This window comes from Streptomyces sp. NPDC057136 (assembly GCF_042670885.1).
Classification (GTDB): domain Bacteria; phylum Actinomycetota; class Actinomycetes; order Streptomycetales; family Streptomycetaceae; genus Streptomyces.
Window position 1 is genome coordinate 22364 of the sequence record NZ_JBHUUV010000035.1, and the last position, 13272, is coordinate 35635.

12 protein-coding genes and 4 pseudogenes are annotated in these 13272 nt (G+C 70.4%); 8 read left to right on the plus strand and 8 right to left on the minus strand.

Translation table 11 applies throughout. The features are described 5' to 3' along the window. Window positions 1-245: 245 nt before the first annotated feature. Window positions 246-922 (plus strand): annotated as a pseudogene (locus ACFT7S_RS30965) (response regulator). Window positions 923-972: 50 nt separating this feature from the next. Here the strand turns inward: ACFT7S_RS30965 and ACFT7S_RS30970 are convergent. Beyond that, a pseudogene (locus tag ACFT7S_RS30970) lies at window positions 973-1621 on the minus strand (thymidine kinase). 49 nt (window positions 1622-1670) lie between these two features. On the opposite strand from ACFT7S_RS30970, the gene ACFT7S_RS30975 reads away from it, so the two are divergent. Beyond that, window positions 1671-1856 (plus strand): hypothetical protein, encoded by a 186-nt coding sequence (locus ACFT7S_RS30975; RefSeq protein ID WP_382737512.1) that lies wholly within the window; start codon window positions 1671-1673, stop codon window positions 1854-1856. Window positions 1857-2188: 332 nt separating this feature from the next. Here the strand turns inward: ACFT7S_RS30975 and ACFT7S_RS30980 are convergent, their stop codons facing one another. After that, window positions 2189-2983: an SDR family NAD(P)-dependent oxidoreductase gene (locus tag ACFT7S_RS30980; RefSeq protein ID WP_382737464.1), complete on the minus strand. Its 795-nt coding sequence runs from the start codon at window positions 2981-2983 to the stop codon at window positions 2189-2191. 89 nt (window positions 2984-3072) lie between these two features. Beyond that, complete coding sequence (locus tag ACFT7S_RS30985) at window positions 3073-3690, minus strand: TetR family transcriptional regulator (RefSeq protein ID WP_382737465.1); 618 nt, start codon at window positions 3688-3690, stop codon at window positions 3073-3075. A 194-nt stretch (window positions 3691-3884) separates the two neighbouring features. Here ACFT7S_RS30985 and ACFT7S_RS30990 point away from each other — a divergent pair. From ACFT7S_RS30990 to ACFT7S_RS31010, 5 genes and pseudogenes are all read left to right on the plus strand, one after another. Continuing rightward, window positions 3885-4103, plus strand: a pseudogene (locus ACFT7S_RS30990) (Tn3 family transposase); the annotation flags it as partial. Between the two features lie 224 nt (window positions 4104-4327). Then, entirely contained in the window at window positions 4328-4876 is a 549-nt protein-coding gene (locus ACFT7S_RS30995; protein WP_382737466.1) for a TetR/AcrR family transcriptional regulator, read from the plus strand. Beyond that, window positions 4873-5223, plus strand: a complete 351-nt coding sequence (locus ACFT7S_RS31000) for a DMT family transporter (RefSeq protein ID WP_382737467.1) — start codon at window positions 4873-4875, stop codon at window positions 5221-5223. Before ACFT7S_RS30995 ends, ACFT7S_RS31000 begins: the two co-directional genes overlap by 4 nt. Further along, complete coding sequence (locus ACFT7S_RS31005) at window positions 5220-5546, plus strand: DMT family transporter (RefSeq protein WP_382737468.1); 327 nt, start codon at window positions 5220-5222, stop codon at window positions 5544-5546. The genes ACFT7S_RS31000 and ACFT7S_RS31005 overlap by 4 nt, the downstream gene beginning before the upstream one ends. A 123-nt stretch (window positions 5547-5669) precedes the next feature. Further along, window positions 5670-6518 (plus strand): SDR family oxidoreductase, encoded by an 849-nt coding sequence (locus ACFT7S_RS31010; protein ID WP_382737469.1) that lies wholly within the window; start codon window positions 5670-5672, stop codon window positions 6516-6518. A 61-nt stretch (window positions 6519-6579) separates the two neighbouring features. Here the strand turns inward: ACFT7S_RS31010 and ACFT7S_RS31015 are convergent. The 5 genes and pseudogenes from ACFT7S_RS31015 to ACFT7S_RS31035 form a co-directional block, all read right to left on the minus strand. Beyond that, a pseudogene (locus ACFT7S_RS31015) lies at window positions 6580-7052 on the minus strand (transposase); the annotation flags it as partial. Window positions 7053-7264: 212 nt separating this feature from the next. Next, window positions 7265-7915, minus strand: coding sequence for a thymidine kinase (locus tag ACFT7S_RS31020; protein WP_382737470.1), 651 nt, complete (start codon window positions 7913-7915; stop codon window positions 7265-7267). 49 nt (window positions 7916-7964) lie between these two features. After that, complete coding sequence (locus ACFT7S_RS31025; protein WP_382737471.1) at window positions 7965-9152, minus strand: alkaline phosphatase family protein; 1188 nt, start codon at window positions 9150-9152, stop codon at window positions 7965-7967. Next, window positions 9152-9748 (minus strand): DUF5998 family protein, encoded by a 597-nt coding sequence (locus tag ACFT7S_RS31030; RefSeq protein ID WP_185297937.1) that lies wholly within the window; start codon window positions 9746-9748, stop codon window positions 9152-9154. Before ACFT7S_RS31030 ends, ACFT7S_RS31025 begins: the two co-directional genes overlap by 1 nt. A gap of 110 nt (window positions 9749-9858) precedes the next feature. Continuing rightward, window positions 9859-12717 carry a GNAT family N-acetyltransferase gene (locus ACFT7S_RS31035; protein ID WP_382737472.1) on the minus strand — a complete coding sequence of 953 codons (2859 nt, stop codon included), beginning with the start codon at window positions 12715-12717 and terminating at the stop codon, window positions 9859-9861. A 162-nt stretch (window positions 12718-12879) separates the two neighbouring features. On the opposite strand from ACFT7S_RS31035, the gene ACFT7S_RS31040 reads away from it, so the two are divergent. Next, window positions 12880-13161 carry an HPr family phosphocarrier protein gene (locus ACFT7S_RS31040; RefSeq protein ID WP_382737473.1) on the plus strand — a complete coding sequence of 94 codons (282 nt, stop codon included), beginning with the start codon at window positions 12880-12882 and terminating at the stop codon, window positions 13159-13161. Window positions 13162-13272: the final 111 nt, after the last annotated feature.

A 13272-nucleotide genomic window follows, 5' to 3' on the forward strand; every position in this document is an offset into this window, starting at 1 on the left:
GGTGGCCTCCGCGGCCCCCGCCGTGCCGTCCGGTGCCGACCGTTGGCGGACTCCTCTCTGGCTGCTGCTGCACGTGGCCCTGGGGTGGATGGGGGCGCTGGTGAGCGGCGTGCTGGTCCTCGCGGGCCTGACCCTGCCAGGGGGTTGGCTCCGCGCCGAGGCGAAGCTGAGTCTGTTCGGCCGGTCGGCCCGGACGGGCCGCAGCACTGGCGGTTGGCGGTCCGGCTGCCGGTGCGGCTGCCGGCATGACCGACTCCGACGCGAGCGAAGCCGTCACACTCCTGATCGCGGACGACGACGAGGTGACCCGCAGCGGTCTGCGCACGTTGCTCGCGGCACGGCCGGGATCGCGGTGGTCGGGGAGGCCGCCGACGGCGTCGAGCCGGTCGAGCAGGTCCGCCGACTGCGGCCGGACGTGGTCCTGATGGATGTGCGGATGCCGCGTCGCAACGGGATCGAGGCCACCCGGCAACTCCTTGCCGAGTCGGCCGAACCGCCGAAGGTCGTGGTGATCACCGCCTTCGAGAACGACGGCTACGTCACCGCCGCGCTCAGCGCGGGGGCCAGCGGGTTCGTACTCAAGCGGCTTCCGGTCCCGCAGATCGCGGAGGCGGTGCGGGTGGTGGCGGCGGGCGAGACGATCCTCTTCCCGGCGGCACTGCGCCGGATGGTCGCTGCCCGCCCGCTGGGCTCCGCCGAGGCGTTGCCGAAGGCGGCGCTGACGGGGCGGGAGGAGGAGGTGCTGCGGCTGATGGCCACCGGCCTGTCCAACCCGGAGATCGCAGAGTCGCTCAGGGTGAGCCTGGAGACGGTGAAGACGCACGTCGGGAACGTGCTGGCCAAGCTCGGCGCGCAGAACCGGACCCACGCGGCTGTGATCGCGTACGAGTCGGGTCTGGTGGTGCCGGGGTTCGCCGGCTGACGCGGCCGCCATCCCAGAAACGACCATGGGACAGGCAAAGCGGAGGCCTGTCAGGCGGAATTGACCGGAAGGACGTCCGGGGAGAGGGCACCCGCGTGGGCCGCGGCCGATGTCATGCGGCGGCGGTGATGGCGGCGGCAGAGGACCTCGTAACCGATCTCTTCCGCCGGACGGTTGACGTCGCCGACGACCACCTGGGCACCCTCGACGACCATCTCCCCGTCCACCGTACGGGCGTTGTGGGTGGCCCGGGCTCCGCACCAGCACAGGGCCTCGACCTGAAGGGCCTCTATCCGGTCGGCCAGCTCGATGAGCCGCTGCGAACCGGGGAAGAGCCTGTTACGGAAGTCCGTGGTGATCCCGAAGGCGAACACGTCCATGTCGAGGTCGTCGACGACCCGGGCGAGCTGGTCGATCTGCTCGGGGGCGAGGAACTGGGCCTCGCCGACGATCACGTAGTCCGCCTTGCCGCCCTTGGACAGCTGTGCGACGAGGTACGCCTACAGGTCCATGCCCTCCGGCGCCTCGACCGCCTCCGTCACCACGCCGAGCCGGGACGACAGCTTGCCCTCCCCCGCACGGTCATCACGGGTGAAGATCACGCTCTGCAGGCCCCCGCGCATCGCGGTTGTGGGCAATCTGGAGCGCCGGTGTCCTTTTGCTGGACCATCCACCAACTACCCCCAGGCCGACGCAGATTCGGTGCACCGACCGGCTCGCCTCCATCGGTGCCGCCGCCTCCGTCGGCTTGGCCGCGCACTCGTATGACAACGCGACGGCCGAGACGCTGAACGGCACGTTCAAGGCCGAGCTGATCGAGATGCAGGACCCCTGGAAGGACGTCGCCCAGGCCGAGCGGGCGATCCCGCCGCCGAGTACGAACGCGACTTCTGGCGGAGCCAGGAGCGCACCCCGCAGTCCGCAGTCCGCCTGAAACAAGACCACCGGACTCCACAAAACCCAGGGCCGCTCAAACCGGCCGCTACGAAACTCAGGGCAGTTCACCTTTCCCCTCGACGACATTGCCGACGCCCACCGCCACCTCAAAGGTGGCGGACAAGTCGGCAAAATCGTCGCCACCGTCCCCCGCTGACCTCAGCACTGAGCTCGATGCGGATCCAGATTCAGGTGTACCGACGCCCTGGCCGAATGAGTGCGGACGTTTCCGTGCTGCCGCTACCTTTCGCGTCCGGTGGTCACCACGCCCTGTGAAGATCGACCACGCAGCCGCCCGCAACGCCGAGATGCCCGTGGGCCCTTCGGGGCTCACGCACTCGGGCGTACGCTCCGTTCGGCGATGCGGATCAGGGGGCGCTCCGGTGCCAGGCGGCTGACGACGCGTGACACCAGGGCATTGCCGGCGCCGTCGACGACGGTCGCCTTGCGTCCGCCCAGCGCCGCGAGTGCTGTGGCGACGACCTGCTGCGGTGTGCGCCGGGCGCCGACCGACGCGTTGTCACCGGCCACGTCGAAGAACGGGGTGTCGGTGGCGCCCGGGCAGATCCCGAGGACGGTCACACCGGTGCCGCGGGTCTCGCCCCAGAGGGAACGCGTGAAGGACAGGACGAATGCCTTCGTCGCGGAGTAGACCGCCATGTGCGGTACCGCCTGGAATCCAGCCGTGCTGGCGACGTTGATGACGGTGCCGCGCCCGCGCTCGACCATGCCGGGCAGGAGCCGGGTGGTGTTGCCGACGAGCGTGCCGACGTTCAGCTGCACCTGGGACGCCATGTGGCCGGGGTCGGCCTCGGCGAGGTCGCCGTGCGAAGCGAAGCCGGCGTTGTTGATGAGGATGTCCACGACGGCGCCCTGCTCGTCGAGTGTGCGCGCGAGGGTCTCGGAGGAGTCGGGCCGGGAGAGGTCGAGGGTGAGGGGTGTGACGGTCACGCCGTGCCTGGTCCGCAGGGTCGAGGCGAGCTCATCCAGCTTGTCTTTCGAACGGGCGACGAGGACCAGGTCCACACCGCGGGCGGCCAACTGCCGGGCGAACTCGGCGCCGATCCCTGAGGAAGCGCCGGTGACGACGGCAAGCTGGGAGGTGAGGGTGTCCGAATAGTTCATGTCTGTCTCCATACCGACTTGAAGGTTTTTTTCTTTGCGATGAGGAGGCCGAGGTGACCGACGTGCGTGGCGTCAGGCCTGCCCGGCGTTCAGTGAGCTTCGATGGTCGCCTCAATGACTTCGGCGAGCACGGCCGCTGCACGGCGCAGCTCTTCGGGGGTGGCGCGCCCCGTGGCCTCGAGGACGCCCTTCAAGCCGTCGAACGCGCCTACGAATACGGTCGCCAGCGCGTGGGCGTCGGCCGAAAGATGCAGGTCGCCTGCGCGGGCGCCTGCGAGGAGGAGTTCTTCGACCAGGCCGACCCACTCCGCGAGAACGGACGCCTCGGCATGGCCCTGCGGCGACTCGGTGGTGAGCTCGCGGTCGAGCCGTACGACGGACCATCCCGCGGGTTCGGCAATGACGAGGTCCACGAGGATGGGGACGAGTCCGCGTACCTGTGCGGCCGGCCCCCCAAGCCCCCCGAGCTGCCTGCGCACATGCGCAAGCATCCCCTGCTTCTGATCGTCGACGACCGCATGGGCGAGGGCGGCCTTGCTCTTGAAGTGGAAGTACACGGCACCCTTGGTGAGGCCGGTCTCCCGCACCACGTCGTCCATCCGGGCCAAGGAGTACCCCTTGGCGTCGAACACACGGGCGGCGGCGCGCAGAATGTCCCGGCGCGTCGCCGCGCCCTTCGGTGTCAGTTGATCCACTGGCCTTCCCATGACCCGATAATAAATACCTTCGAGTCGGTTTTGCAAGTTGATCAGGAGCCGCATTGCCCGGAGGGGCCGGGGCCGTAGACCGTCGCAAGCAATGACCGAATCGCGTGGGGCTCGCTCACGACGAGTTCGGTGGTGAAGGCCCGCCTCCCCGGATGGCGGCGCGCCGCTCCGCGCTATCGCCAGGCGAGTTGCACGTCCTCAACGCCCTGATGCTCTTCAACACCCGGCACATGGACGCCGCCGTCACGCAACTGCGCGAGGACGGGTTCGACGTCCGTAACGAGGACGTGGCCCGCCTCTCCCCGTGCGTCCGCCATCACATCAACATGCTGGGCCGGTACTCCTTCCAGCTTCCGGACCTGCCCGGCGGCCTGCGGCCCCTGCGCGATCCGGACGCCGTCGACGAGGAGTGACGAGGGCGTGCGGCCCGTAGGCTGCCCGCCCCCACCGCCCCGCGTCCGTAGGTCAGGCGCAGCAGTCGCAACCCCGACCTACCCCAGATCCACTTCACCACCTTGGCCGAGGCTGCCTAGACGACGCGGCCCTGCGGAACCCTGTCGCACGAGTGAGTTCACAGGTCAGCCGTACGGGAGCCCATCCCTCATTCACTTTACCGTCCGGATGGTAAAGTGAAGTCATGGCAACCAAGACAAAGCTCCGGATTCTGGATGGGGCTCTCGATCTGCTCCGTGCGGAGGGGGGCGGAACGATCACCCTGGAGGCCACGGCCAAGCAGGCCGGACTGACCAAGCCGGGGCTGATGTACCACTTCCCGACCAAGGAAGCGCTGATGCTCGCAGTCGTCGACCATGTCGCCGACCGGTGGGAGCGGGAGATGCTGGGCTATCTGGGCGGGCCGCTCCGGACGGCCTCGCCGTACCGGCGGATCCGCGCCTACGTCGAAGCTGCGCTGTCCGGGCAGTTCGACCGTGCGGACTTCGCGATCTTCTCCGACGCCCTGTACCGCGACGCCCTCACCGCCGCCTGGACGGACCGCTTCGAGCCCTGGCTGGCCCTGCCCGACGACCTACCGGGCCCGGCCCGCGGCAGGCTGACAGCCGCCCGGCTCCTGGCCGACGGCTACTGGACCGCTGCCGCCACCGGCGTCTTCCCCGCCCCGGAACGGGACCGCGAACACCTGGTCGCGGTCGCCGAAGAACTCCTGAAAGACGAGACACCCTCATGAGGAAATGGTTGCTGCTCATGGCGGCGATCCTGCTCGAAGTCACCGCCACGATCTCCCTGCGGGCGGCCCTGGACCACCCGGCCTGGTACGCCGTCGTGGCCGTCGGCTACCTCGGCGCGTTCATCGCCCTCTCCTTCGTCCTGCGCCAGGGCATGGCCCTCGGTGTCGCCTACGGCATCTGGGGCGCCACCGGCGTCGCGCTCACCGCCGTCCTGGCGACCGTCATCTTCGGCGATGCGCTGACCGCCATGATGGGCCTGGGGATCGCCCTGGTCATCGGCGGAGTCCTGTGTGTGGAACTCGGCTCCCAGGCCGCGCGCGCCCGCGAGGAAGGAGCCACTTCATGAACTGGATCTTCCTGGCCGGCGCGATCCTCTCCGAAGTCGCCGCCACCCTGTCGCTCCGCATGGCCTCGCAGGACACCGGCAGCAAGAAATGGTTCCCCGCCGTGGGCGCCGGCTATCTGGCCGCCTTCGCCTTCCTCACCCTCGCCCTACAGGGCGGACTGGCCCTCGGCGTCGCCTACGGCATCTGGGCCGCCACCGGCGTCGCCCTGACCGCCCTCGCCTCCCGGGTCCTGTTCAAGGAACCCCTCACCAAGGTCATGGGGCTGGGCATCGCCCTCATCGTCACCGGCGTCCTGTTCATCGAACTCGGCGCCGCCCACTGACCATCCGGTCGGCAGCCCGGCAGAAGACCACCGGGCACCGTCGGCCGTCCACTCGCAGTGCACGGGGAACCTCGCGAGCCCAATATTTCCGGATTTTCTATCCTGGCCAAGGAGTTGCCCATCATGAGCATCGTCGTCACCGGAGCCCCCGGAAAGCTTGGCCGCCACGTCGTGGAGCAGCTGCTGGAGAAGGTCCCGTCGGACCAGATCACCGCCGTCGTGCGCGACCGGGAGAAGGCCGCCGCCTTCGCGGCCCGCGGCGTGAAGATATCGGTCGCCGACTACAACGCCCCCGAAACGTTCGACGGTGTCTTCACCGCCGGCGACAAGGTGCTCCTCATCTCCGGTAACGAGGAAGACCGTGTGATCCAGCACAAGACCGTCATTGACGCCGCAAAGATCGCCGGGGTCGCCCTCCTCGCCTACACCAGCGCTCCGGGCAGTCTGCGCTCCACCCTGACCGACGACCACCGGAGCACCGAGCAGGTGGTACTCGCCTCCGGTCTGCCGTACGTGGTACTGCGCAACGCCTGGTACAACGAGAACTACACCGAGCAGCTCGCCCCCGTCCTGGAGCACGGCGCCGTCGTCCAGGCCGCCGGCCAGGGCCGGGTCGCTTCCGCCGCCCGCACCGACTACGCAGCCGCCGCCGTCGCCGCACTGACCGGCGAGGGCCACGCGTACAAGACGTACGAACTGAGCGGCGACACCGCGTGGAGCTTCGCCGAGTACGCGGACGAGATCGGCACGCAGACCGGCAAGGAGATCACCTACACCCCGATCGCCGTCGGGACCTACAGGGCCATGCTGATCGGCCTCGAGATGCCCGAGCCCCTGGCGGCGATGGTGGCAGGAGTGGACCAGGCCATCGCGCAGGGCGAACTGGGCTTCACCAACGGTGTTCTGTCCAAGCTGATCGGCCGCCCGACAACGCCGATCGCCGACTCGATCGCCGCAGCGCTCAAGGGCTGACCTCCCGGTCGCGTCCCTGCGGGTGAGCTCCCGACCGGATCGGCCGGGAGCTCACTCCTGGTCTAAGGGGGTTGAGGAAGTCGGAACTGCGCTCGACGACCCAGCGGTAGATACCCAGTCCTGTGCCGTGGAGGGTGCCGCGGCGGGCAACGGCGGAGATGATGCGGCGTTGTCGGACTTGGTCACGGTAGATGTCGTGGTCGTACCCGCGGTCGACGAAGAGCGGGTCCGGCCTGCGTCGTGGGTGCCCCATCCGGCCCCTGATCGGCGGGATGGCGTCGATCAGGGGCATGAGCTGGGTGACGTCGTTACGGTTGCCGCCGGTGAGGATCACGGCGAGCGGGGTGCCGTGTCCATCGGTGATCAGGTGGTGTTTCGATCCGGTTCGGCCACGATCGACCGGACTCGGTCACGTCCGGCTTCCCCTTATATGGCCCTCACGTGGCTGGACTCGACCACCGCACGCAACCAGTCGAGACGGGCCGCCGCATTGAGCTCGGCCAGAACCACTTCGTGCAGTTGCTGCCAGACGCCGGTCCCAATCCTCGACACCTACGAAGTGGGCGCGCCGCCCCGACGACCGAGAGGCGTCGCTGCCGCGCGGCATGCGCTGGGCAACAGCCGCCGTCGGGCATCCAGGCGGCGGGGTCGCCGGCACACCACACGGGATACCGGGTGCAGGCGGAGAGCGAGAGGCTCTGCAGACCACGGCAACAGTGAACCACGGCCTATTCGGCCGACAACCCTCAGTCAGACGCCACCGGCAGGACGTCCGGCGAGAGCGCGCCGGCGTGGACAGAACCGCTCGTCATCCGGCGACGATGGTGACGCCGGCACAACACCTCGTAGCCGACCTCCGCAGCGGGGCTGCTCACGTCACCGACAACGACCTGCTCACCTTCCACCACCATCTCGCCGCCCACCGTGCGAGCATTGTGCGTAGCACGCGCCCCACACCAACACAGCGCCTCGACCTGCAGCGTCTCAACGCGGTCCGCCAGCTCGAACAGCCGCCGCGAGCCAGGGAAGAGCTTCGTGCGGAAGTCGGTGGTGATACCGAAGGAAAAGACATCCAGGCCCAAGTCATCCACGACCCGCGCCAATTGATCGATCTGCACCGGCTCCAGGAACTGCGCCTCGTCCACGATCAAGTAGTCGACCCTGCCGCCCTGCGACACCCGGTCGACGACATAGGCATACAGATTCATGCCCTGCACCGCCTCGACCGCCTCGGTCACCAGCCCGAGCCGTGAAGAGAGCTTCCCCTCCCCCGCACGGTCATCCCGAGTGAAATTCAGACCCTGCAACCCCCTCGCCGACCGGTTGTGCGCAATTTGGAGCGCCAGCGTGCTCTTTCCGCAGTCCATCGTTCCGGAGAAGAACACAAGCTCGGGCATGAGGGGTTGAGCACCTTTCGGGCGGGCGTGACGGGGGGGGCGAACGGGATTACGAGCGTACTTCGAACAGCGGGACGAGCTGTTCGACGGGGGTCATCGAGCCGTGCATGCCGACCATCGCCGACTCGTGCGGCTCCTGGACGGAGGCGGTGATCACCACGTCGTCGTGGGCGGCCGCCACCACGTCGCCGATCCTGCCGTAGACCCGCTCGTCGATCCGGGGGCCGAACCAGCCCGCTGCGATGGCCTCGTCCCGGCTCGCCACCCAGAACTGCTCGCCGAGCACTTCCTGCCAGACGGTCAGCACATCGGCCTGGGCGCCGGGGACCGCGTACACATGGCGGGCCCTGCCCTCGCCGCCGAGCAGGGCGACTCCCGCGCGCAGCTCCCAGTCCTCGTCGAAATCGATCCTGGACTGCTCGTCGAAGGGAATGTCGATCATGCCGTGGTCGGCCGTGATGTACAGCGCCGAGCGGGGCGGGAGCTGTTCCGCCAGGCGCCGGGCGAGACCGTCGACGTACATCAGCTGGCCGCGCCAGGCGTCGGAGTCGACGCCGAAGCGGTGCCCCTTGCCGTCGACCTCGCTGTAGTACGTGTAGACGAGGGAGCGGTCGCCCGCGGCCAGCCGTTCGGCGGCGATGTCCATGCGTTCCTCGCCGGAGAGCCGGCCGAGGAAGGAGCCGCCGCTGAGCGCGACCTTGGTGAGCGGGGTCTGCTCGAAGGTGGGCGCGGACACCTGTGCGGTGCGCACACCCGCCGCGTCGGCGAGCTTGAAGACGGTGGGGTTCGGCTGCCAGACCTTCGGCTCGGTCCAGGGGCGCCAGCGGAGCTGGTTCATCAGCGCGCCGGTCTCCGGATTACGGACCGTGTAGCCGGGAAGACCGTGCTCTCCGGGCGGCAGCCCCGTACCGACCGAGGCGAGGGAGGTCGCGGTGGTGGACGGGAAACCGGCCGTGAGCGGGCGGCCCGTGCCGCCGCGCGAGGAGGGCAGCAGGGAGTGCAGGAAGGGGGCCTCGTCGGGGTGGGACTTGATCTGCTCCCAGCCGAGCCCGTCGATCAGGAACACGCAGTTCCGGTCGGCGGGGGTGAGCTCCGGGATCGTGGCCTCGAATCCCGGTACGCCCTGGCCTGCGACGAGCGTCGGCAGCAGGTCGGAGAGCGAGCCGCTTCCGTACTCGGGGACCGGGGCGGAGTCGAGAGGGAGCAGAACAGGGTCCTGCCACGCGGGCTGGACCATCAGCGGCCGGTCGCCGCAGTCGCGGCCGTGGCCTCGGAGAGAGCCTGGGCGAAGGCGAGGGTCTCGCGCACGGTGTCCGGGCCGTCACCGGCCTCGCTGACCCGCAGGCTCAGGTCGTCCGCGGTGGAGCTGCCGGTGTAGCCGTGGTCGGCCTCGCAGTTGGGGTCGCCACAGGCGGCCGGCTCCAGGTCGATACGGGAGACGGCGCCCCAGCCGATGGTGAGGACGACCTCGCGGGGCAGGGTCCCCGGCACGTACTTCTCCGGGTTGGCCACGACGCGGCTGAGCACGACGGACGAGATCCTGTCGAGCTTGACCGACTCGGTGGAGGTGGTGGCGAACGGCGTGGGCGAATCCGTGTCCGCGGTCTGCTCGTCGGTGTGGCTGACGATGAAACGGTTGTCCGTCAGGACCAGCACCGTGACATGGCGGCGCACCTCGTTGGAGTCGAAGGTGGTCTCCTGGTGCACCAGGTACGAAGCGACCGGCTCCCCGCCGACGGCGGCCTCCACCGCCTCGGCCACGAGGGCCGGGTAGTAGCCGCTGCGCTCGATCGCCGCGCGCAGCCCCTGGGTCGTCGTACCGGTCTTTGCCATAGGGACCATCCTACGGGGGCCCGGTGGCTGCCGGGCACGCTGTGCGGCAGGTGTGCGGCGGACCGGGCACGGGACGGACAGGTGGGCATCGGAGCCGGGGCCGGGGACGCTCAGTAGCTGGGGAGGCGGCGGGGGCCGAGGTCGCCGCGGACGGGGGGCGGGGCGAGCCGGACGCTCGCCCCGAGGACGGTCAGCCCCTGAGTGGCGACGACCACGGGTTCGAGGGCGACGGAGACCACCTCCGGGTGGTCGTCGACCAGCCGCGACATCCGCAGCAGCAGCTCTTCGAGCGCCGGGGTGTCGACGGGTGCGGAACCGCGCCAGCCGAAGAGCACCGGGGCCGCCTTGATGGATCTGATCAGTTCGGCGGCGTCCCGGTCGGTGGCCGGGACCAGCCGGTGGGCGGTGTCGCCGAGCAGTTCGGAGGGGGCGCCCGCGAGGCCGAAGGAGAGCACGGCGCCCGCTGCCGCGTCGATCGAGGCGCGGACGACGGTGTCGACCCCGCGCGGCGCCATGGCCTGCACGACCGGCTGGAGCTCGGCCGGCTTGCCGAGGAGCTCGGTCAGCTCGCCGTATGCGCGCCGCAGCTCGCTCTCGTTGGCGAGGTCGAGCCGGACGCCTCCGAGGTCGGCGCGGTGGCGCAGGTGGGGGGCGGTGGTCTTGAGCGCCACGGGGTAGCCGAGCCGCGCGGCGGCGGCGGCCGCTGCCTCCGGGTCCGGCGCGGGGAGCGTGGGCCGGACGGTGATGCCGTAGGACCCGAGCAGTTCGCGGGCCTCGTCGTGCGCGAGGGGGCGGCCCCGCGGGTCGGGGTCGGGGCCGAGCAGGGCGCCGATCAGGCGGGCTGCCCGGGCCTCGTCGACGGTGTCGCCGAAGTCGGGCACTTTGCCGGGGACGGCCGCCTGGCGGCGCCACTGCGCGTACTTCACCGCTTCGGCGAGCGCCCGGACGGCCCGCTCGGCGGCCGGGTAGGCGGGGATGCGCCCGACTCGGGCGGGGACGGTCGTGGCGGGTTCCGGCGCGGACTCGCCGGGGGACGGGGTGACCGCGGCGTCCCGCGCGGGGGGCGCCGTACGAGGCCCGGTGCGGGCGGGAGCGACCGTGCCGGCGGCCGCGGCCAGGGCCTCGGCCAGGCCGCCGATCTCCACGTGGACCACCGCGACGGGCTTGGCGGGACCGGTGGCCGCCGCTTCGCGCAGGGCCGCGGCCAGGACCTCGCCGTCGCCCGTCTCCGCCTCGCCGTTCTCCCCCACCCAGGGGATCGCGGTCACGATCACGGCGTCGCAGGTCTGGTCGCCGAGTGCCTCGGCCAGCGCGTCCCGGAAGTCCTGCGGAGTCGCCGCGGTGGTCAGGTCCCGGGGCGGACGCGGACGTAGTCCCTCCGCGAGGCAGGCGTCGTACGTGAGCAGGCCCAGCGACTCCGAGTTCCCGAGGATCGCGACCCGGGGGCCGGCCGGGAGCGGCTGGCCGGCGAGGAGCAGGCCCGCGTCGACCATCTCCGTCACCGTGTCGACGCGGATCACGCCCGCCTGTCGCATCAGCGCGGAGACCGTCGCGTCGGGAATCCGGCTGACCGGCACGGCGTGACCGGGCGGGTTGGAACCGCTGTGCCGGGCGCCCTTCACCACGACGACGGGCTTCACGGCCGCGGTCCGCCGTGCGAGGCGGGTGAACTTGCGCGGGTTGCCCAGCGATTCGAGGTAGAGGAGGGCGACATCGGTGTCCTGGTCCTCGTACCAGTACTGGAGGAAGTCGTTCCCGGAGACATCGGCCCGGTTGCCCGCCGAGATGAACGTGGACAGGCCTGCGCCGCGCCGGTGGAGTCCGGCGAGCAGCGCGATCCCGATCGCGCCCGACTGCGTGAAGAGCCCGATGCGGCCGTGGGCGGGCGACTCGGGGGCGAGGGAGGCGTTCAGCCGGACGGCTTCGGAGGTGTTGATGATGCCGAAGGCGTTCGGGCCGATGATCCGCATGCCGTACGAGCGTGCCTGGCGGACGAGTTCGCGCTGCCGCTCACGCCCTTCGGCGCCCTGCTCGGCGTATCCGGCGGAGAGGACGACAAGTCCCCGGACGCCGTGCTCACCGCAGTCGGCGACAGCCTCTGGCACCCGGTCTGCGGGCACGGCGAGGACCGCGAGGTCGACCCGCTCGTCGATCTCGCCGACGGACCGGTGCGCGGGGACCCCGTCGATCTCGGTCAGGCCGGCGTCGAAGGCCCGGTTCACGGCGTACGTACGTCCGGTGTAGCCGGAACCGAGGAGGTTGCGCAGCACGGTGCGGCCGACCCCGCCGGGGGTGCGGCCGGTGCCGACGACGGCGACGGAGCCGGGGGCGAGGAGCCGCTGCACCGACCGCGATTCGGCGCGCTGTTCGCGGCCGCGCTGGACGGCGAGGGATTCGGCGGTCGGTTCGAGGTCGAGCGTGAGGTGGACGGAGCCGTCCTCGAAGCTGCGCCGCTGGGTGTAGCCGGCGTCCCGGAACACTTTGATCATCTTGTTGTTGGCGGGCAGCACCTCGGCGGCGAAGCGGCGGATGCCCCGCTCGCGGGCGACCGCGGCGATGTGTTCGAGGAGCGCGGAGGCCACCCCGCGGCCCTGGTGGGCGTCCTGGACGAGGAAGGCGACCTCGGCCTCGTCGGCGGGGGCGGTGGCGGGCCGGCCCTGTGCGTCGATGCGGTCGTAGCGCACGGTGGCGATGAACTCGCCGCCGGTCGTGACGGCGAGACCGACCCGGTCGACGTAGTCGTGATGGGTGAAGCGGTGCACGTCCTTGGCGGAGAGACGCGGGTACGGAGCGAAGAAGCGGTAGTACTTCGACTCGTCGGAGACCTGCTCGTAGAAGCTGACCAGCCGCTCGGCGTCGTCGGTCGTGATCGGCCTGATGCGCGCGGTGCCACCGTCGCGGAGCACCACGTCCGCTTCCCAGTGGTCGGGGTACGCGTGATGCGGACTCTGCTCCGGCGTGGGCTGCATGGGCAAAGCCTACGGCTGACGCACCGGTCGCGGAGGGATCGGGGCCGGGGCAGTCTGAGGGTGCTCGACCGGCCGCCGCGGCCGGGCCCTGGACCGGGCACAGCAGTGCGCACTGCATGAGAGACTGGTCTAGACAACCATTGATTCGTGAAGGGCAGAACCATGGCTGAGCGCCGCGTCAACGTCGGTTGGGCCGAGGGCCTGCACGCCCGCCCCGCTTCCATCTTCGTCCGTGCCGCCACGGCCTCCGGCGTCCCTGTGACGATCGCCAAGGCCGACGGCAACCCGGTGAACGCCGCGTCGATGCTCGCGGTGCTCGGCCTGGGCGCCACCGGCGGCGAGGAGATCGTGCTCGCATCCGAGGCGGACAACGCCGAAGTCGCCCTTGACCGCCTGGCCAAGCTGGTCACCGAGGGGCTCGAGGAGCTTCCGGAGACGGTCTGATTCCGGTCGGATCCGACCGGAATCAATTCTGCGACCGAGTCGCGGCACCCCTGAACGGGTGCCGCGACTTTTTCGTTTCCGAAAAGGCGCCGGACCGACTTCAATTCAGGC